Origin of the sequence: Lysinibacillus sp. IITD104 (assembly GCF_036698265.2) — a bacterium.
Taxonomy (GTDB): domain Bacteria; phylum Bacillota; class Bacilli; order Bacillales_A; family Planococcaceae; genus Lysinibacillus; species Lysinibacillus boronitolerans.
This window is the reverse complement of the sequence record NZ_JBAHYH020000001.1, coordinates 4,101,146-4,120,516: the sequence shown is the minus strand read 5'-3', so window position 1 is coordinate 4,120,516 and position 19,371 is coordinate 4,101,146. Positions and strand designations below refer to the sequence as shown.

Annotated in this window: 14 protein-coding genes; 10 read left to right on the top strand and 4 right to left on the bottom strand. The window is 37.3% G+C overall.

Annotated elements, in window-relative coordinates; translation table 11 throughout:
* Positions 1-19 precede the first annotated feature (19 nt).
* Positions 20-1,168: an acyl-CoA dehydrogenase family protein gene (locus V1L66_RS20715; RefSeq protein ID WP_016994458.1), complete on the bottom strand. Its 1,149-nt coding sequence runs from the start codon at positions 1,166-1,168 to the stop codon at positions 20-22.
* 308 nt (positions 1,169-1,476) lie between these two features.
* On the opposite strand from V1L66_RS20715, the gene V1L66_RS20710 reads away from it, so the two are divergent.
* The 4 genes from V1L66_RS20710 to V1L66_RS20695 all read left to right on the top strand — a co-directional run bounded on the left by V1L66_RS20710 (position 1,477) and on the right by V1L66_RS20695 (position 6,262).
* Positions 1,477-2,556, top strand: a complete 1,080-nt coding sequence (locus V1L66_RS20710; protein ID WP_312124652.1) for a metallophosphoesterase — start codon at positions 1,477-1,479, stop codon at positions 2,554-2,556.
* 103 nt (positions 2,557-2,659) lie between these two features.
* Positions 2,660-3,496, top strand: coding sequence for an undecaprenyl-diphosphate phosphatase (locus V1L66_RS20705; RefSeq protein ID WP_004229718.1), 837 nt, complete (start codon positions 2,660-2,662; stop codon positions 3,494-3,496).
* A gap of 295 nt (positions 3,497-3,791) precedes the next feature.
* Positions 3,792-5,084, top strand: coding sequence for a globin-coupled sensor protein (locus V1L66_RS20700; RefSeq protein WP_016994460.1), 1,293 nt, complete (start codon positions 3,792-3,794; stop codon positions 5,082-5,084).
* A gap of 215 nt (positions 5,085-5,299) precedes the next feature.
* A complete protein-coding gene (locus tag V1L66_RS20695; RefSeq protein WP_036078082.1) occupies positions 5,300-6,262 on the top strand; it encodes a D-glycerate dehydrogenase in 963 nt (320 codons plus the stop codon).
* A gap of 38 nt (positions 6,263-6,300) precedes the next feature.
* Here V1L66_RS20695 and V1L66_RS20690 read toward each other — a convergent pair whose 3' ends face one another.
* Entirely contained in the window at positions 6,301-7,101 is an 801-nt protein-coding gene (locus tag V1L66_RS20690) for a TIGR00266 family protein (RefSeq protein WP_004229711.1), read from the bottom strand.
* Between the two features lie 578 nt (positions 7,102-7,679).
* On the opposite strand from V1L66_RS20690, the gene V1L66_RS20685 reads away from it, so the two are divergent.
* The 4 genes from V1L66_RS20685 (at position 7,680) to V1L66_RS20670 (ending at position 13,787) form a co-directional block, all read left to right on the top strand.
* Positions 7,680-9,158 carry an aldehyde dehydrogenase family protein gene (locus V1L66_RS20685; RefSeq protein WP_036078085.1) on the top strand — a complete coding sequence of 493 codons (1,479 nt, stop codon included), beginning with the start codon at positions 7,680-7,682 and terminating at the stop codon, positions 9,156-9,158.
* 26 nt (positions 9,159-9,184) lie between these two features.
* A complete protein-coding gene (locus V1L66_RS20680; RefSeq protein ID WP_004229703.1) occupies positions 9,185-10,357 on the top strand; it encodes a saccharopine dehydrogenase family protein in 1,173 nt (390 codons plus the stop codon).
* A 9-nt stretch (positions 10,358-10,366) separates the two neighbouring features.
* Entirely contained in the window at positions 10,367-11,560 is a 1,194-nt protein-coding gene (locus V1L66_RS20675; protein ID WP_036078088.1) for an acyl-CoA dehydrogenase family protein, read from the top strand.
* 130 nt (positions 11,561-11,690) lie between these two features.
* On the top strand, positions 11,691-13,787 hold the full coding sequence (locus tag V1L66_RS20670; protein WP_333005574.1) for a beta-propeller domain-containing protein: 2,097 nt from the start codon (positions 11,691-11,693) through the stop codon (positions 13,785-13,787).
* Between the two features lie 350 nt (positions 13,788-14,137).
* On the opposite strand, the gene V1L66_RS20665 is transcribed toward V1L66_RS20670, so the two are convergent.
* Positions 14,138-15,547 carry a polysaccharide deacetylase family protein gene (locus V1L66_RS20665; RefSeq protein ID WP_258859159.1) on the bottom strand — a complete coding sequence of 470 codons (1,410 nt, stop codon included), beginning with the start codon at positions 15,545-15,547 and terminating at the stop codon, positions 14,138-14,140.
* 328 nt (positions 15,548-15,875) lie between these two features.
* On the opposite strand from V1L66_RS20665, the gene V1L66_RS20660 reads away from it, so the two are divergent.
* On the top strand, positions 15,876-16,628 hold the full coding sequence (locus tag V1L66_RS20660) for a threonine/serine exporter family protein (RefSeq protein WP_016994658.1): 753 nt from the start codon (positions 15,876-15,878) through the stop codon (positions 16,626-16,628).
* 12 nt (positions 16,629-16,640) lie between these two features.
* Complete coding sequence (locus V1L66_RS20655) at positions 16,641-17,117, top strand: threonine/serine exporter family protein (RefSeq protein WP_081010948.1); 477 nt, start codon at positions 16,641-16,643, stop codon at positions 17,115-17,117.
* Between the two features lie 41 nt (positions 17,118-17,158).
* On the opposite strand, the gene V1L66_RS20650 is transcribed toward V1L66_RS20655, so the two are convergent.
* The gene (locus V1L66_RS20650; RefSeq protein WP_333005571.1) at positions 17,159-19,186 is read right to left on the bottom strand and encodes an EAL domain-containing protein; all 2,028 of its coding nucleotides are present in this window, start codon (positions 19,184-19,186) and stop codon (positions 17,159-17,161) included.
* Positions 19,187-19,371: the final 185 nt, after the last annotated feature.

The window sequence follows — 19,371 nt, the reverse complement described above, 5'->3', positions numbered from 1 at the left end:
AAACATTTGCCGCCTTTTTTTATAAGCCTAAATTTTTGGCGATAATAACCTTCATGACTTCATTTGTACCCGCATAGATCGACATAACAGGTATATCTCTATACCTTCTAGCAATCTTATATTCCTCCATATAGCCATAGCCACCATGTAATTGCATACATTGGGTAGCAAGGTCACGTGCATTTTCAGTAATCCAGTATTTTGCCATAGATACTTTTGTCACAACATCATTTCCTGCAATATGCTCTTCAATCAAGGTTTCCAAAAATGATTTACCAAGCTCGATTTTAGTCGCCATTTCAGCTATTTTAAATTGTGTATTTTGGAAGTCACCAATTGTTTTGCCAAAAGCCTGACGTGATTTCACATAATCGAGCGTTAACGCAAGCATATCCTCAGCGGCTGTTTGTGCGGCAATCGCTACTGCTAATCGCTCTTGTTGTAGTTTTTCCATCATGTATTGAAAGCCCTTGCCTTCTTCTCCAAGTAGGTTTTGAACAGGCACTCGACAATCTTCAAAATAGAGTTCAGCTGTGTCTTGGGCATGCATACCAACTTTTTCGAGCTGTCTTCCTTTTGTAAAGCCAGGTGTACCTTCTTCAATAACAAGTAGGCTGATGCCACGATGCTTTTTCTCAGCCTGAAGATTTGTCTTTACTGCAACAACCGCTAAGTTTGTATGGATGCCATTTGTTATAAAGGTTTTTTGACCATTTACGATATAATGATCGCCATCGCGAATGGCTGACGTTTTTATATTCGCCAAATCTGAACCTGTACCAGGCTCAGTCATTGCAATAGCTGTTATATAGTCGCCTGTAACACATTTGGGTAGCCAACGAGATTTTTGTTCGTGTGTTCCATATGCTTCGATATAAGGGACGACAATATCATTATGCAGGCCGATTCCGATAAAACTAGAGCCTATACGTTCAAGTTCCTCTTGAATAATGATGCCAAAGCTGAAATCCAGCCCTAGCCCACCATATTGTTCTTCTACTTGTGGACAAAGATAGCCCATATCACCAAGCTTACGCCAAAAAGAAAGCGGAATAAGATGATCCTTTTCCCATTGTGCATAATGCGGTTCAGCTTCTTCAGCTAAAAACTTACGAAAGGTTTTACGAAATAACTCATGCTCTGTTGTTTCAAATTTATAACGTGTCATTTGAAATAGCACCCCTTTTTCCTCGTAAATGCGTAAATTTGCTCGTTCATCTACTATGTTACTGGAAGATTTGTGAAAATTAAAGTGCATTTAGTGTGTAAATGACGAAAATGACATCTATATACAGTGAAATGTCATGTAAAACGAGAGTAACTAATGAAATGAAAAGGTAAAATTAAATTTGTCATTGCATAAAGTGACAAGTTCCTATTTTCTCTAGAAGATTATTCAAGTGCTTTCGGCAATATGATTGCTAAATGTAATGATATAATCAATTAAATTATAGAAAGAAAGTAGAGGACTTGGTTATGCCAAAAGTAATCGGCGGTGTTCTTTTAATTAGTATTTATAGTGCGTTGACTTTCTATTTAGGGTGGGGAGTAAAGCAGTGGCTTGTAGCAATGGGATGGTTCCGTTTTCCAGCTTTATTTTGGTTAGTGCTGTATTTTGTTGCTTTTAGTATTATAATCGGAAGATTACATGAGTCTTTACGAGTGTTTTCTGTAATCAGTAATTACTGGATGTTTATCTTTGAATATGGCTTATTGCTATGCTTAGTTGCACAAATCATTATTTGGTTCACACCTTTTAAAAATATACAATTAATAGGTAGTATAGCAGTAGTAATCCTATTCTTGTTAAATATCATGGGCTCTTATTTAGCCTACTCTCCAGTTGTTCGTCATTTAGAAATAACAATTGATAAAAAAGATAGTGAGTTAAACACACTAAGAGCTGTTGTGGCATCGGATTTTCACTTAGGTGTTTTATCACATAAAAAGCATTTACAACGTTTTGTAAGTTTAGCTAATGAAGCACAACCAGATATCGTGTTGTTAGCTGGGGATATCGTGGACGATGACCCGAAATGGTTTGTTCAAGAGGGGATGGCAGATGTCATGAAACAATTAACCTCTACATATGGAACATATGGTATATTAGGTAACCATGAATATTACGGGAAAAAAATTCCTGAATTTATTAAGGAAATGGAAAATGCCAATGTAAAAATGCTCCTAGATGAAACAATTGTTATAGAAGATGCGTTTATATTAACAGGGCAAGAAGACAAAACGAATAAAGAAAGAAAAACACTTGAAGTACTAAAGCCTTCTGCAAACTTACCATGGCTTGTGATGAATCATACACCTGACGACTTGATTACGCCTTCTAAAATGGGCGTTGATTTACATATGTCTGGTCATACACACAAGGGACAACTGTGGCCAAATCAGTATATAACAGCTCGTGTATTTGAACTAGATTATGGTTATAAGTTAAAGGAACAGATGCATACACTTGTTTCATCAGGCTATGGCTTCTGGGGCCCACCGATGCGAATTGGCAGTAGATCAGAGCTTTGGGTAGTAGATATAAAATTTCAATAGTATGTGATAATCTAACAATGGCTTGTTAGGTGAAATGGCAGTAGTATATGAAAACGGAGTATTCTATAATAAATGAGTATTTGATTAAAAAAGGTAAGGTGACATGGTGGAAATTATAGAGTTATTAAAAGCATTAATATTGGGCTTTGTCGAAGGTATGACGGAATTTGCACCAGTATCTTCTACGGGTCATATGATTATCGTGGATGATATGTGGTTAAAGACAGAGGAGTTTTTAGGGAAATATCCTGCCAACACATTTAAAATTGTTGTACAACTTGGGTCCATATTAGCGGTTATCGTAGTTATGTGGAAACGTATGTTAAGCTTAGTCGGTTTATATAATATTGAAGGTCAAGCTAAGTCCATAAATGGCCGCTTTAACTTATTGCATGTTATTGTTGGGATGCTACCGGCAGTTGTCTTAGGTTTTGCATTCAAGGATTTTATTGACGACCATCTTTTTAAAGTAGAGCATGTTGTTTATGCATTAGTGGCGGGAGCAATTCTAATGATTGCTGCAGATAAGTTAGCACCTAGAAAACCAAAAGTAGATTCTTTAGATAAGATTTCCTATGGTTTAGCATTTAAGGTAGGGCTAGTACAATGCCTATCTCTATGGCCAGGTTTTTCTCGTTCAGGCGCAACTATTTCGGGTGGGGTACTATTTGGTATGAGTCATCGTGTTGCAGCTGATTTTACATTCATTATGGCTGTGCCAATCATGGCAGGAGCTAGCCTCGTATCCGTTTTGAAAAACTGGGATACTTTATCAATGGACTATTTCGGTTTTTATGCTGTCGGATTTATTAGTTCGTTCGTCTTTGCATTACTGTCCATTAAGTTTTTCTTAGCACTTATTTCAAAGGTAAAATTAATGCCTTTTGCAATTTATCGTTTAGTTTTAGCCGCAGTTCTTTGCGTTATTATTTTCATGTAAACAATAAGCCACGCTTCTTCTTCAAGAAGCAGTGGCTTTTTTTGCGTTAAATTTATTGAATCCTCCATCCATTTTTTCATTAAAGTGAAGGAAAGTGAGTATAAAGAATCATCTTTATACATAAAATAATAGCAAATTATAATAATATTAGACATCATTTACCTATATATTGTTCATTTATCTGTTTTGAGATTATAATTGATACATAAAGTGTCTAATTATATGTTGTTTTATAATGAAAAATAGGAATATAGACTTAGTTAAATATATATGATTAAAATATGAGGTGGAGAAAATGTTTCAACTTATCAATAGATCTAAGAAAAATACAATTGAAATAAGCAATGAAACAACTATCGGTATTTTTATAGAAGATCCAGACCGTTTACTACAATTAAATCTTGTAGGGTTAAGTGTTCATGATCTTCAGCTGATTAGTAGTTTAAAACCATATGTAGAAAGAAATGTAGTAGAAGTGGTAGGGGCATTTTATCATGCAATAGAAAGTGTTCCTTCCTTACATAAGGTTATTCAATCAAATAGCTCCAGCGAACGTCTACGTCAAACATTACGTCATCATATTATTGAAATGTTTGAGGGGCGAATAGATGAAGCCTTTTTAGAGAAGCGGAGACGTGTGGCAAAAATGCATGTAAAGATTAATTTATATCCGAAGTGGTATTTAGCTGCTTTTCAAATTCTTGAGAAATCACTTCGCAAAATAGTCTATGAGCTTCGATTACCAAAGGGTGAGGAAGAGAAGTTTTGTGATGCTATCAGTAAAATATGTAATTTTGAACAACAAATCGTTTTAGAAGAATACGATAACTATGCAAGCATACTAATTGAGGAACAACGCAATAATGTTAGGGATCATGTAAAGGATATTATAGGCGGAATTTCTACGCAATTAGAAGTTCAATCTCAAACTACGACTGAAACAGTAACAGAGCTTGTCTATAGCGCAAAGCGTGTCAACGCTTTCTTGAAGGAAAGTGTATATGAGGCTGAATCTATGCAAAAAGTGTCTAGTGAAGGTTATACTAAAATAATATCTATTGATGAGCAAACAGGGAAGATTCATCACAAGACCGTTGAAATGGCAAATATGGTAGAGCAATTAGATGCATCTTCTTCGAAAATAAATGCCGTTGTAGAAATTGTGAAAAGTATTTCTGGGCAAACAAATTTACTTGCGTTAAACTCTGCGATTGAGGCAGCACGTGCTGGTGAGCATGGTAAAGGCTTTGCAGTTGTTGCAAACGAAGTACGCAAGCTTGCGGATCAAACGAAAAGCTCTGTTGAACAGATTGCTGAGTTAATCATGACGTCAAATGGTATTACAACTCAAGTTGTACAAGCTATTCAGGACATACAGGAGCTTGTGAATAGTAGTATCGAACGTAATGCTGAATCTCTAAAAGCATTTGATGCGATTTCTGGCTCTGTAGAGGATTCGATCTCTAATTTTCAAAAGGTTGGTAATCAAGTATCTGAACTGGCTACTATTATTGAATCGATTGGTGAATCTTCGGAAGAATTAGAGAGAGTGGCGAATCGCTTAAATACAACAATTAGAGAGTTTTAAAAGAAATATAGCTATGCATTCTATTTATGCATAGTTTTTTAGTATGTGAATTAGGATGAAAGGTCTTATTTTATGGATGAATCAACTAATAGGCTGATGAAATAGCTAATAACAAATTTTATAGAAAGAGGAAGACTACAAAACCCTAGAAAATGCTTGTTTTAAGTGTTACGCTATAGGCGAATTAGGGAATTGAGTAGAGGGGTGTTTGGAGCATGAAAAAGAAATTATTTATAGCACGTAAGTTTCCTGCACATATTGTTGAACTATTACAGGAGTTTTATGAAATCTCACAGTGGGATGAGGAAGAGATTGTGATCCCACGTGAAAAATTACTAGCAGCTGTCGCTGACTGTGAGGTACTGTGGGTAACGTTAGCCGACCAAGTAGATGAAGAATTACTTTCACATGCACCCAACTTAAAATTAGTGACGAATTTAGCAGTTGGATATAATAATATCGATGTGAAGGCTTTAAAAAAACGAGGCATTATGGCGACAAATACGCCGGGTGTTTTAACGAATACAACTGCAGATTTAGTATTTGGCTTACTGCTTGCAACTGCCCGTAGAATTCCAGAAAGTGAAAGATATTTACGTGAGGGCAAATGGAAAAGCTGGTATCCAATGCAATTGGTTGGCAAGGATGTTTCAGGAGCCACAATTGGCATTATTGGCATGGGGAGAATTGGCCAAGCCGTTGCTAGAAGAGCAAAAGGTTTTGATATGAAAATCTTGTATAATAATCGCAGACGTCGTCATGAAGCGGAAGAAATGTATGGCTTCCAGTATGTTTCACTGGAGGATCTATTAAAGCAATCTGATTTTGTTGTGATCATGACACCTTATAATAGTGATACGGAAGGACTTATTGGAGCGCGGGAACTTGCATTGATGAAAGAAGATGCGGTATTAATTAATGCCTCACGAGGTGGAATTATTGATGAGGGTGCGCTATACGATGTTCTTAAAAATGGGAAGCTTTGGGCTGCAGGACTAGATGTGTTTGAACAAGAGCCGATTGCGATGGATCATCCCTTATTAACACTTCCAAATGTAGTAGCTCTGCCACATATCGGTAGCGCGTCATTAGAAACGAGAACAGCTATGCTAATGTTAAATGTAAAAGCTTTGACTGCTTATGGACAAGGCAAGGCAATATCCAATCGAATTGATTAAAAAGAGGAGCATATCGGTGAAAGATATGCTCCATTTTTTTATCTATTGAATAAATCGAATAAGCCGCCGATACCGCCTTCACCTTTTGATTGACCGCCTCCGCCTTGCGAAATAGGGGCAGCTGCAAAGACACGACTGGCTAAACGGCTAAATGGTAATGATTGTACCCACACTGTTCCAGGACCACGTAATGTAGCAAAGAAGATTCCTTCGCCTCCAAACAGTGCTGTTTTTACGCCTCCAACCATTTCAATATCGTAATCCACATTGGATGTCATTGCTACAAGACATCCTGTATCCACACGTAAAACTTCACCCGGTTGTAATGTTTTTTCATGAATGGCTCCTCCTGCATGCACAAACGCCATGCCGTCACCTTCTAGCTTTTGCATAATGAAACCTTCACCACCAAAGAAGCCTACTCCAATTTTTTTCTGAAATTCAACGCCAACAGAAACACCTTTAGCAGCAGCTAAGAATGCATCTTTTTGACAGATAATTTTACCGTTTAATTGGCTTAAATCCATTGGAATAATCTTCCCTGGGTATGGTGAAGCGAAATAAACATGTTTTTTACCTGAGCCAACGTTTGTAAATGTTGTCATGAATAAGCTTTCCCCTGTTATTAGCCGTTTCCCTGCACCTAATAATTTCCCCATTAGACCACTTTGTGAGCCACCTCGTGAGCCGTCACCAAAAATAGTTTCCATATGGATCGAATCATCCATCATCATTAACGCACCTGCTTCTGCAACAACTGTTTCCTGAGGGTCAAGCTCAACTTGCACATATTGCATGTCGTCACCAAATAACTTGTAGTCAATTTCATGATTATTCATAAAGGGATTCCTCCAAAAATAAATTTAATGATATTGTATACGATTATAAGCTGCATTGGTTTCAATAGAAAATTAAATATTTTAGAAAAAAAGGGAATTAGTTAGAAAATGTCGAATATAAAAAACTAGAATGTGTATTATTTATTTTCATTTAACTAAGGGTATTGTGAATATACATAACCCTAAGAGGCTTCTAAATTAAGAAGCCATCCTCTATATAGAGGCAATGAAGTTAAGTGGAAATAAAGCCTCTGGCAGTTGTCACCGATTATTATTGAAATGCTAGTATTACAAGGTGTGGTGTATATTGAAAATTCGGAATTTTGACATATTTTATCTCCGCTCACTCCAAGATTCCTAATGAGACATTTTTTCTTTTGGTGGAGAGCAACTATTGATGTATGGAGATAAAGCCACTGGTAGCTGTCACGAAAAGTGAAACGTGCAAGCACATTCCACTGCTCGGACGCAATATCCAAAGGCAAAATGGATTCTGGTTAAATTCATAGACTTATACCTATGGAATACGACTGGTACAACAGCTGAGGCATCATAGAGTATTTCAGGGGGTGTATGTAGTGGAGATTAAAAACTATATCGGTGGTAAATGGATCACACATTCACATTTACAAAGTATAGCAGTGACGAACCCTGCAAACGGTGAGCAGCTTGCTACCATTCCACGCTCTACTTCGAATGAGGTAGGCGAGGCTGTAGCTGCTGCTAAACAAGCACAAAAGAGCTGGGCACTTATACCAGCACCAAAACGTGCAGATTATTTATATGCCATCGGTCAAAAAATGAAAGAAAAAAAAGAACATTTGGCGACCGTTTTAACAAAAGAGATGGGCAAGGTCATTGAAGAGGCTAGAGGAGAAGTCCAAGAAGGAATTGATATGGCATACTATATGGCTGGTGAAGGACGTAGATTGTTTGGTGAAACAACACCGTCTGAGCTTGCCAATAAATTTGCTATGAGTGTAAGGGCACCTATAGGCGTAGTAGCACTCATTACACCTTGGAATTTTCCTGTTGCTATCGCCACGTGGAAGTCATTTCCTGCCATTGTTGCAGGGAATACATTCATTTGGAAACCGTCTAATGAGACTCCAATGATGGCCTATGAAATGGGTAAAATTTTTGAGGAAGTAGGCTTACCTGATGGTGTTGCTAATATCGTATTTGGTACAGGACCTACAGTAGGTACAGCATTAATTGAACATCCTGACGTCAAAGTTATTTCATTTACAGGTTCTACAACAACTGGCAGTAAAGTAGCTGAACTTGGCGGGAAACATTTGAAAAAGGTTTCTTTAGAGATGGGTGGAAAAAATGCTGTTATTGTCATGAATGATGCTGATTTACAGCTAGCTACAGAGGGGATTTTATGGAGCGCATTTGGTACTGCTGGGCAAAGGTGTACAGCATGTAGTCGAGTCATTGTGCATAAAGATGTAAAAGAACAATTAGAAAAACGTCTCTTAGATGAAATGCAAAAGCTCACAATTGGGGATGGTCTAGATGAGGGAGTTAAAATCGGGCCAGTGATTAATAAAGCAGCATTGGAAAAAATTAATCACTATGTACAAATAGGTAAACAAGAGGGTGCTACATTATTAGCAGGTGGCAGGATATTAAATGAACCACCTTATGATAAGGGGTTCTATTATGAGCCAACATTGTTTACGAATGTGAAGCCTGACATGATTATTGCCCAAGAAGAAATCTTTGGTCCAGTCGTATCTCTAATTGAAGTGGCAAGTTTGGAAGAAGCAATTGAAGTAAATAATGGTGTGAAATTTGGCTTATCTAGCTCAATATTCTCACAAGATGTCAATACAATTTTCCGCGCACAACGTGATTTAGACACAGGTATTGTTTATGTAAATGCCGGCACAACAGGTGCTGAAATCCATTTGCCATTTGGAGGTACTAAAGGGACAGGAAATGGTCACCGCGATTCAGGTGTAGCAGCCCTAGATGTATACACAGAGTGGAAAAGTATTTATGTAGACTACAGCGGTAAATTACAAAGAGCACAAATCGATACAGAGTAACAGATCAACGAAAGGGGATGTTCTTGATGAAAGTTGTTGTATTAGGTGCAGGTTTAATGGGGAAAGAGGTAGCTCGTGATTTAATAAAAAACGATAAAGTGGAGCGTGTATATTTAGGTGATATCGATGTAAAAGTTGCACAGGACTTTGTAGATACGCTAGATACGAATAAGGTAGAAGTGGTAGAACTACATGCAGAACGTGACGATTCATTAATGAACGTTATTTCGAAGGGGGATGTTGCCGTCAATGCATTGTTTTATTCGTTCAATGAGCGAGTAGCAAGAGCAGCTATTGAGGCAGGTGTCCATTCCGTCGATTTAGGTGGTCATATCGGTGGCGTTACAGAGAAGATACTAGATTTACATGAGGAAGCAAAGGCAAAGGGTGTTACAATTATCCCTGATTTAGGTGTTGCTCCCGGCATGGTCAATATTCTAGCGGGCTATGGTGCTTCAAAATTAGACGAAGTAGAATCTATTAAACTATTTGTTGGTGGTATTCCAACTGAACCAAAGCCTCCGCTTCATTATACACGCGTATTTTCTTTAGATGGCGTATTCGATCATTATACTGAGCCTTCAAAAACGATTCAGAAGGGTAAGCTTGAAGAAGTTCCATCCCTATCAGGCGTTGAACCTATTTATTTTGATGATTTTGGTGTGCTTGAGGCATTTTATACATCTGGTGGTATCTCCACATTGTATAAGACATTCCCGAATGTCCGCACATTAGAATATAAAACCATCCGTTATAAAGGCCATGCTGAGAAATTTAAACTTTTAGCTGATTTAGGTTTCCTTGATTCTGCAAATAAGGTAGAAGTGGATAACCAAGAAGTACCTGTTCGTGCAGTCGTACGAGAGGCACTCAAAAAGAAACTAGAATTAGGCACAAAACCTGATGCTGTATTGTTACGTGTTATTGTGGCTGGTGAAAAAGCCCAGCAGCAGGTGACATATGAATATGAAATGGTTGTACGTAAGGATATGACAATTAATGAAACAGCTATGGCGCGTGCTACCGCAAATACAATTTCAGTTGTAGCACAGATGATTGGTGCGGGTGCTATTACAGAGCATGGTGTATTCCCGCCTGAAGCAATCGTGCCAGGTGATACGTATATTGAAGAGATGGCAAAACGCGGCGTGGTGATTAAAGAGACATCACATAAATCTGCTATGATTGTGAAATGGTAGGTGCTGACCATGAACTTTGAAATGTCCACTGAGCAAGAAATGCTACGAAAAACAGTAAGGCAGTTTGTTGATGATGAAATCATTCCCTATATTGCAAAGTGGGATGCTGAAGGTGGCTTTGATGCTAAAATTTGGTCAAGACTAGCTGAGCTTGGCTTAATGGGGGTTTGTGTTCCTGAGCAATACGGAGGTAGTGGCATGGATTATAATTCACTTGCTATCGTATGTGAGGAGCTTGAACGAGGAGATACAGCATTTCGCACAGCTGTATCTGTCCATACAGGTTTAAATAGCATGACCTTAATGCAGTGGGGGACTGAAGAGCAAAAGCAGCGATACCTTGTTCCACAAGCTAAGGGTGTTCGGATTGGCGCTTTTGGTCTCACAGAGCCGGGCGCTGGATCTGATGTAGCTGCTATGTCAACAACTGCTGTTCTTGATGGAAATCATTATATCCTCAATGGGCAAAAAACGTGGATCTCCTTATGTGATATTGCAGATCACTTTATCGTATTTGCCTATACAGACAAATCGAAGAAACATCATGGGATTAGTGCGTTTATTGTAGAACGTTCCATGGCTGGCTTCACATCTAAAGCGATTAAAGGGAAATATGGTATCCGGGCTGGTAATACTGGTGAGCTCTTTTTTGAAGATTTACGCGTGCCAATCGAAAACCGACTTGGTGAAGAGGGCGAGGGCTTCAAAATTGCCATGTCTGCTTTAGATAATGGTCGATTTACAGTAGCAGCAGGTGCTGTTGGTTTAATCCAAGCTTGCATAGAGGCTAGTGTGAAATACTGTCATGAACGAGAGACGTTTGGTAAGCCTATAGGTGAGCATCAGCTTGTTGGACGAATGATTGCTAATATGGAAGCAGGCTATCAAATGAGTCGTCTCCTTGTCTATCGTGTTGGAGAATTGAAAAACAAGGGTGTTCGAAATACTCGAGAGACATCATTGGCAAAATGGCAGTCTTGTGATTTTGCCAATAAGGCTGCTGATGATGCGGTACAGATTCATGGAGCATATGGCTATTCAGACGAATATCCAGTTGCCCGTTATTTAAGAAACTCCAAAGCTCCAGTCATTTATGAAGGAACTCGAGAAATTCATACTATTATGCAGGCTGATTATGTATTGGGAAGACGACAAGATAAGCCATTAAAAAATATGTTGCCTAAATGGCCATTTGAAGAATAAACGAGAGGGAAACATTTCCCTCTCGCTTTTTGTAGTGGTTTAACTTACTTAGAAAATTTCAGAAAAATGTAACTTTCCTCCTTTTTACTAGTCTAATTGATAAACAAGTATATGAAAGAGAGGGAACATAATGAAAAGTAAATGGCTCGCAATTATGCTGATTATTGTTCTAGCTATCGTGCCTGGCATTTTTACATGGATAGTGAATACAGATGTGACGGCAAAGGCCGCTAGTGCAAGTATGGCAACACAAAACTGGCAAGCATCTTTTTCGGTTGCTTTAAAGAAAAACAAAATTACTGAAGAATATGTCTATATCACTACGGAAAAAGGACGCAAAGTACCTGCAACAATTGAATTGTTGGAAGATCAGAAAACGGTAGTGGTGAAAAAGTTAGCACCAGGTAGTTATCAGTTGCATGTGAAAAAGGAAGCCTTTGCACAAGGCGGACTGAATGTAGCTTCACAAACAATCCCATTTACAATTATCGAGACTTTAACAGCCGTCAAATCTGAGAAAGAGTTACAGCGGTATTTTAAAAAGTTGTTAACAACTCAAAGAGTAGAAATTAGAGAAGAAGAGAGCGCCCAAAATGCAACAAGTGAAGATAAGGCAACTGCTAATAATGAGTCTACTACCAATAATCAAGTAGAAGGGGTAGAAGAGGGAGACATTGTAGTTGTAAAAGATGGCTTTATTTACACTGCAAAAGATCAGAGCATTACTGTTGTGAATGCTAAAGATCCTAAGAATTTAAAGATGGCTACAAGTATTAAATTAAAAGAGTCCCAATACATTTCTAAGCTTGCGCTATATGACAATCTATTAATTGCCATCGGGGATCAATATATTGAAAAAGCAGGCACTGCTATGGTAACAGCCTCATTTTATGATATTTCAAATCCGAGCAATCCAACGCATGTACGTGATGTGGGGCAAGAGGGCTTCTTACAGGATATTCGAATAACAAAGGACACATTATATTTAATTGGTAATATGTATCCAAATTATTGGATGCTACAAGAAAATAATAAAACGGATTTAAAGCCTAAAACGTTTGATAGTATGGCAGGATCAGAATACAAAAGTCTACCTTTAGAAAAAATCTCGATTTTACCAAATACGATGGATGGTACCTATAGTTTAATTACAGCTGTCGATTTAAAAAATGGAGCTAAGACAACGGCCAATACCAAAGGGTACTTAGGCGGAAGCAGTGGTCTTTATATGTCAGAGAATGCTCTGTATTTAACGACACCAATGTATGAAAGTAATATTGATGTTTCATCAGAAAAGCGCATCATGGATATGATTTGGTTACCGAGGTCAGCTGACACTCAAATTTTCAAGTGGAAAGTAGATGGAACGACTTTGAACTTTGTTGGAAGTACTGAAGTAAAGGGAACTGTGCTAAATCAGTATTCAATGGATGAATATAAGGGGAACTTCCGAATCTTTACAACAGAAGGTAATACGTGGAATGAAAAAAGTACTTCTTATAACCATCTCTTTATTTTGGATGAACATTTAAAAACGCTTGGTTCAGTAAAAGATATGGCGCCTGGAGAAAAGATATATTCAGCTAGATTTATGGGAGAAAAAGCATATGTGGTGACATTTAAACAAGTGGATCCACTGTTTGTCATTGATGTAGCGAATCCGAAAAAGCCTGCTGTACTAGGTGAATTGAAGATTCCTGGCTTTAGTAATTACCTCCATCCATTAGATGATACGCATTTAATTGGTATTGGTTATGATACGGAGCAACGCTATGATTCGTATACGAAACGTAATTTTACTGTGACAACCAATATGAAGATGTCCCTATTTGATGTATCAGACTTCCGAAATCCGAAAGAGCAATCGACCGTAAAAATCGGTGGGAAAGGTTCTTCCTCTGAAGTGCAATACAATCCTAAAGCGCTATTCCGCAATAAGGAATTCAACTATTTTGGCTTCCCTGTAGTACTGTATGAGGCAGGTAAGGGAGATGAAGTTGTCTATCAAGGTCAAGGTGCTCAAATTTATGAGATTACTGCTGAGAAAGGGATTGTATTGAAAGGAAATATAATCAATCGAAAGAATGGTGAGTCATATGAAAATTGGGAGCAGGTTGTACAACGTGTTGTCTATATAGATAATACGCTGTATACAATAGCGCGTAACGAGATAAAAAGCTATCAGTTAAATGACTTCAAGCCTTTAGATACATTAACAATAAAATAATAAGAAAAACAAAACAGTCAATTGAAAGGTATCAAGTAGCCTACTCTTTATGAAGAGGTGTTGTCACCCATCACTTCTCCGCATTGAAAATAAGAGTTTACTCTAAGTATACAGAAAAAGGGCTATTTGATCGCTAAACTACTATGAAAAAGTAAGACCTATGCAGAATGGTTGATTGGAGAGGAGACAGCGTCACTCCTAGGGGATTGAGCGGCTCAGCGGACGCCCCCTAGAAAGGAAGCTGGATCAACCTCTCACCTTGCAAAGTTGCTTTTTCTGCCGTTGACATCATCTTTTTTCAACAAAAAGGAAAGTCCAATGAAATTCATTGGACTTTTCTTTGTTAATTACTATTGTCGATATGGCAGTATCTCGGATACAGTCACAAATTCATAACCCTGCTCTTGTAAATAGGCAAGAACAGCGTCAAGTCCGTCAGCAGTGGATTGATGAATATCATGCATTAAAACAATGGCATTATTGTGTAAATTATTTTTTACATGTGGTAAAAGCTGCTGTGCATTGCGGTGTTTCCAATCTAATGTATCAATCGTCCATAACACAACAGGAATAGGAATTTCAGCGTTAATTGTGTCATTAGTTGCGCCGTATGGCGGTCTAAAAACGGTGGCACCTTGATTGATTGCCTTCTCTATTTCAGTGGCAGTAGTGTTATACTCTTTCATCACTTGCTCTTGCGGAAGCTTTGTTAAGACAGGGTGGTTCCACGAATGGTTTCCAATTTCATGACCGCGTGCAAGAACATCTTTTACGATGTCAGGGTAATATTGTACACGACTACCGAGCATGAAGAAAGTAGCCTTTGCGTGATACTTATCGAGAATATTTAAAATTTGCTCTGTCACTTTTGGATGTGGACCATCATCAAACGTTAAAGCAATACGTTTTTTATTTGGATCACCGGTTGGTGGTGGATTGATTGGTTTTACATTTTCCATTGCGATTTGAAACTCGGAGGCTAACAATGGATTAATAAGTGAAAGGGGTAGCTTCACTATTGGGGTACCTGCTGCTCCACTAGCAATCTCATATTCATCGAAATAGATTTGTAATGAATCGTCAACAATAGCAAAGCGACTGAAGTTAGACCATTTTGGTTCCGTAGCTTTTAATAATTCATCGTTGAAAAGCTCATCCTTTAATTGGAGGTTTTTTTGCAAATCTTTTCGGACGTTTACAGCTAACGTAGATAGATTATTCTCATCATTTTGTAAGAGTGTTTGGATCGTAATTTGTTCGCCAGTTTCGTTGTTAATAAAGAATGTTTTTGTTGAGACTTCGTGATTGGCACCACCTAGATATAGCATTTTTGTTAACACAAAGGAATAGTAATGCTCTCGGTATGGAAAAGTTTCAAGACTAATATTTAATTCACCCATTGCTTCTTTATCTTTATTTTTTTTCATCGATGTTAGATAGTTTTCTTTTGAATCCGATATGTATTGTAATACGGCATCATTAAGAACCTCGTTATCTGTTTGTGGGTAATGAATAGCAAATGGTGTTCGTTTGTCATTTGAAACGTCTGTAACAATACGTATGCCAGGAAACGCAGAACTTTCAGTCGATAAATGACTATTTACCGATTCTGTCTCGGATTCTTTTGAAGCACTAATCTTTTGAAACTTAAATTCATCCTTTGAAAGGATAATAAAAAGTATAACGGTCGTTAAGGTCACAATAAGGCTAAGTAATAAGAAATCAATTATTGGACCGCGTCTTTTTCTGCGTTCCTGCATGGTTTTGGATACGCTCCCCTCTTTTTTATTTTCTATACAATCAGACGTGTCAGTCATTAAAAAAGTTATACAAATCTATAATCTTTTTATGTTATTTTATGGAAAATTATTAACATCACTTTTCTTCTATAATTAGTGAATGAATTGTAGTTGTACTTCTATATAAGAGGTTGTAAAATACCTACTAAAATAGAAAAAATGCTCAATATTAGTTGAAAATAAATTGAACGATAATAACCCATTGCTTATGAAAAAATTTTCAGTTGAGTTTTTATTGGCAGTTCGTTAATATTGGCAAGGAACCTTTTGAAGGAGGCAGATAGCTGCAATGGTCTTACAAGATGTGGATAATGAACTTACGATTGACTGTTTGTTGCTTGCGGGACGTATTATGATCGAAAGTGGTGCAGAAACATATCGCGTAGAGGATACGATGCTGCGCATGGCACATTCTCAAAATATGCCAAATGCTCAATGTTATGCCACACCAACTGGCATCATTTTTTCGTTAGGCAAGACACAGCCAACAAGAATTACATCAATTCCCAGCAGGGTTACAGATTTACAAAAAATAGCCTTGGTAAATTCAGTATCTCGTAGACTCACATCTCAAATCATAACACTAGAAGAAGCTTATGACGAGCTAAAGTCGATACAAAAAACAAATTATTTTTTACCAACTTATTTACAAGTTTTGGCTGCTGCACTTGCTAGTGGTTGTTTCCTTATTATGTTTAAGGGTGGATGGTCTGATTTTCCTATCGCCTTTTTAGCAGGTGGGCTAGGTTTCCTAGTACTTGTAATAATCAATCATTTAACAAGGGTAAAGTTTTTTTCTGAATTTACAGCATCACTCGTCCTCGGCTTTGTTGCCTTCTTTGCAGTAAAGTATGGTTATGGTACTGAACTTGATAAAATTATTATTAGTTCCGTCATGCCACTCGTACCAGGTATTTTGATTACAAATGCAGTTCGTGATTTAATGGCAGGTCATTTTATGTCAGGGATGGCAAAGGGAGCAGAGGCCTTTTTAACAGCCTTTGCTATTGGTGCAGCAATCGCCGTCACACTAGGATTTTAGGAGGCGGACAATATGCAGATGATGGACATTATTATACAATTAATAGTTAGTTTTTTTGCAACGGCTGGGATTGCCATTATTTTTAATGTTCCTAGAAAAACACTACTTCATTGCGGACTCGTTGGGGTAATTGGCTGGATTATATACTATGTTCTAACAGAGCAAGGTATGGATGTTGTCAAAGCTTCTTTCTTTGGCTCATTTGTCATTGCAATTGTTGCTCATTTATATGCCCGACGTTTTAAAATACCCATGATTATTTTCATTGTTGGTGGAATTATACCGTTAGTGCCAGGGGGCATGGCCTATAATGCAATGAGAAATGTGGTAGAAGATGATTACTTACAAGGCTTGCAATATGGCTTGAAGGCATTTTTAATTACAGGTGCCATTGTTATTGGACTAGTTTTTGCAGAAGTAATTATTCAACTCATCTTCCGCTCAGTGCGTTCAAGTAAAGTAAAATTACAAAAGGTTTATAAAAAATAGAAGGAGGCTGCGTGCACAATAAACGCAGCCTCCTTATTTATTTATTGTTTTTTAGTCAGTACTAGTTCAATTTCTTCTGGTGTCACGGGTTTGCTAATATAATAGCCCTGAATGGCATCGCAGCCGTAAGTGATTAATAGATCTGCTTGTTCAGCTGTTTCTACACCTTCAGCAACAACTTTCAATTCCATGGATTTGCCTAGTTGTACCATACCATGCATAAGCTTTTGGCTCTTTTCGGATTTCAAGAGTGAATTTGTAAAGGTTTGATCGATTTTTAAAGTGCTTATTGGTAAAATTTGCATATATCTAAATGAACCGTAGCCAGTACCGAAATCATCTAATACAAAAGCGATACCTTCGTTTTCAAGCTTACGCATTTGCTGTGCGATAGAAGATGCAGCTTCAGCTTCTAAAGCAAATTTTTCAGTAATCTCTATTTGTAATAGATTTGCTGGACAACCTGTTTTTGTAATCATTTCAAGTATGGATTTTGCCATATTCTTATCACGGAATTCACGTACAGAAGAGTTAATAGATACTTTTAAATCATAGCCAGCCTTTTTCCAAAGTAAGGCTTGTTCACAAGCCTTTTCCAGCATGAAGGACCCAATATTGTTAATCAGACCTGTTTCTTCCGCGATAGGAATTAACTCATCAGGCGTTACAACACCTATTACCTCATCTTCCCAACGTACAAGTGCTTCAACAGCAGTAACTTTCCCGGAATACACATCAATTTGTGGCTGATAGAGTACCTTCAAGTTTTTTTGGTCAAGTGCTTGGAGTAAGCGCTTTTCAATTAATGCTTTACGATTTAAAGCTTTATGTGTTGCTGTTGATAATGAAACAATTTTGTCTCCACCAGCCTCACGTACTGTAGAAATAGTAGCAATGGATGCCTTCATAAGCTGAGAGAATGTTGATTGATCCTCAGGATATCTAGTTATGCCGCCACTAATAGAAATTGGTACAGCAATATTGCCGCTATAAATCGGATGTTGTTGTAAGTAAGATAAGAAGCCTTGAATAAACCATTCACTTAAAGGCGTGATGACAACAAAATCATTTTCATTTATACGAGCCATCGTGCTATCTTGGAAATACATTTTTATACGATTTGTAAATTCAACAATTAGGCTTTGATCAATTTGTTGATCATGTAATTCTTTAAGTGTATAAAATTTATCAATACTTAGATAAACAAATGAAAAGTGTCTTTCATCGTCAATCATATTGGTAATTACTTTTTCAAGTCGATGTGCATTCATCAAACCAGTTTCTGTATCGATGTAAGCAATTTTTTCAAGTTGGTGTTGAATTGTTTTTGACTTTGTAACATCTTTTTCAATTAGGATAAACTGTTGTTCATTTGTTTCAAGATTAACGAGGGGAATAGCCGTTAGTAGTACCCAATAGGATTGCCCCGTTTTTGTAATTTTTTCAACTTCTCCCTGCCATGTATGACCGTTATTTAAATTACGCCAGATTGTATGTGTTATTTTTTCACTCGCTTCATTATCAGGGAACAGTTGCCAAAAGGTTTTGCCGATAACACGCTTTGGTGTCCATTGGCTTGTTTTTAAAAATTCATTATTACATTCTAAGATAAATCCATCGTGATCGAGTGTAACAGTCATGAAGGTCGCATCTAAACCTTGCTTAAGATTTACAAAGGTATTGCAATGAGAGATAGCTTGCGTCATTAATTCTGGTAGCATAAAAATCAATAGAATAAAACTTTCTCCCTCATTTGTAAAAGGTTTAGCAAGCAGAGCTGTTGTTATTTCTACATTTGAAGCTGTGTGTACTTGAATTTTTTCTAGATACGTACTGTCCTCTTTTTGTAAAATAGATTGAAGTGTTTCGACAGGAAGCTGACGCAGTAGATTTTCGTGTATAGATGGAGTAGTATTTCCTTTAATATCATTAGCTGATAAGCCAATCAGATGTTCAGCACTCTTTCCCCAAACCGTCGCTTGTCCATCTTGATTAATGATAATTGCAGGAAAAGGAAGTGAATTTAAATAATGTTCATCAATCGTAAATGATTTATGCATATGACTCATGATTATTCGATCTCCTTGGGTAATCAATATATACTAATATTATAGATAATAATCGGGAATTAGTCATTATGAATATATTTGTAAATATTTGATAGTGAAAAATAATAGGACTTTTCTAGTGAAGTTCAAGAAATGATTTGAAGAAAAGTAACAATTTTTAGTACGTATATAGGAAGCAGGATTGG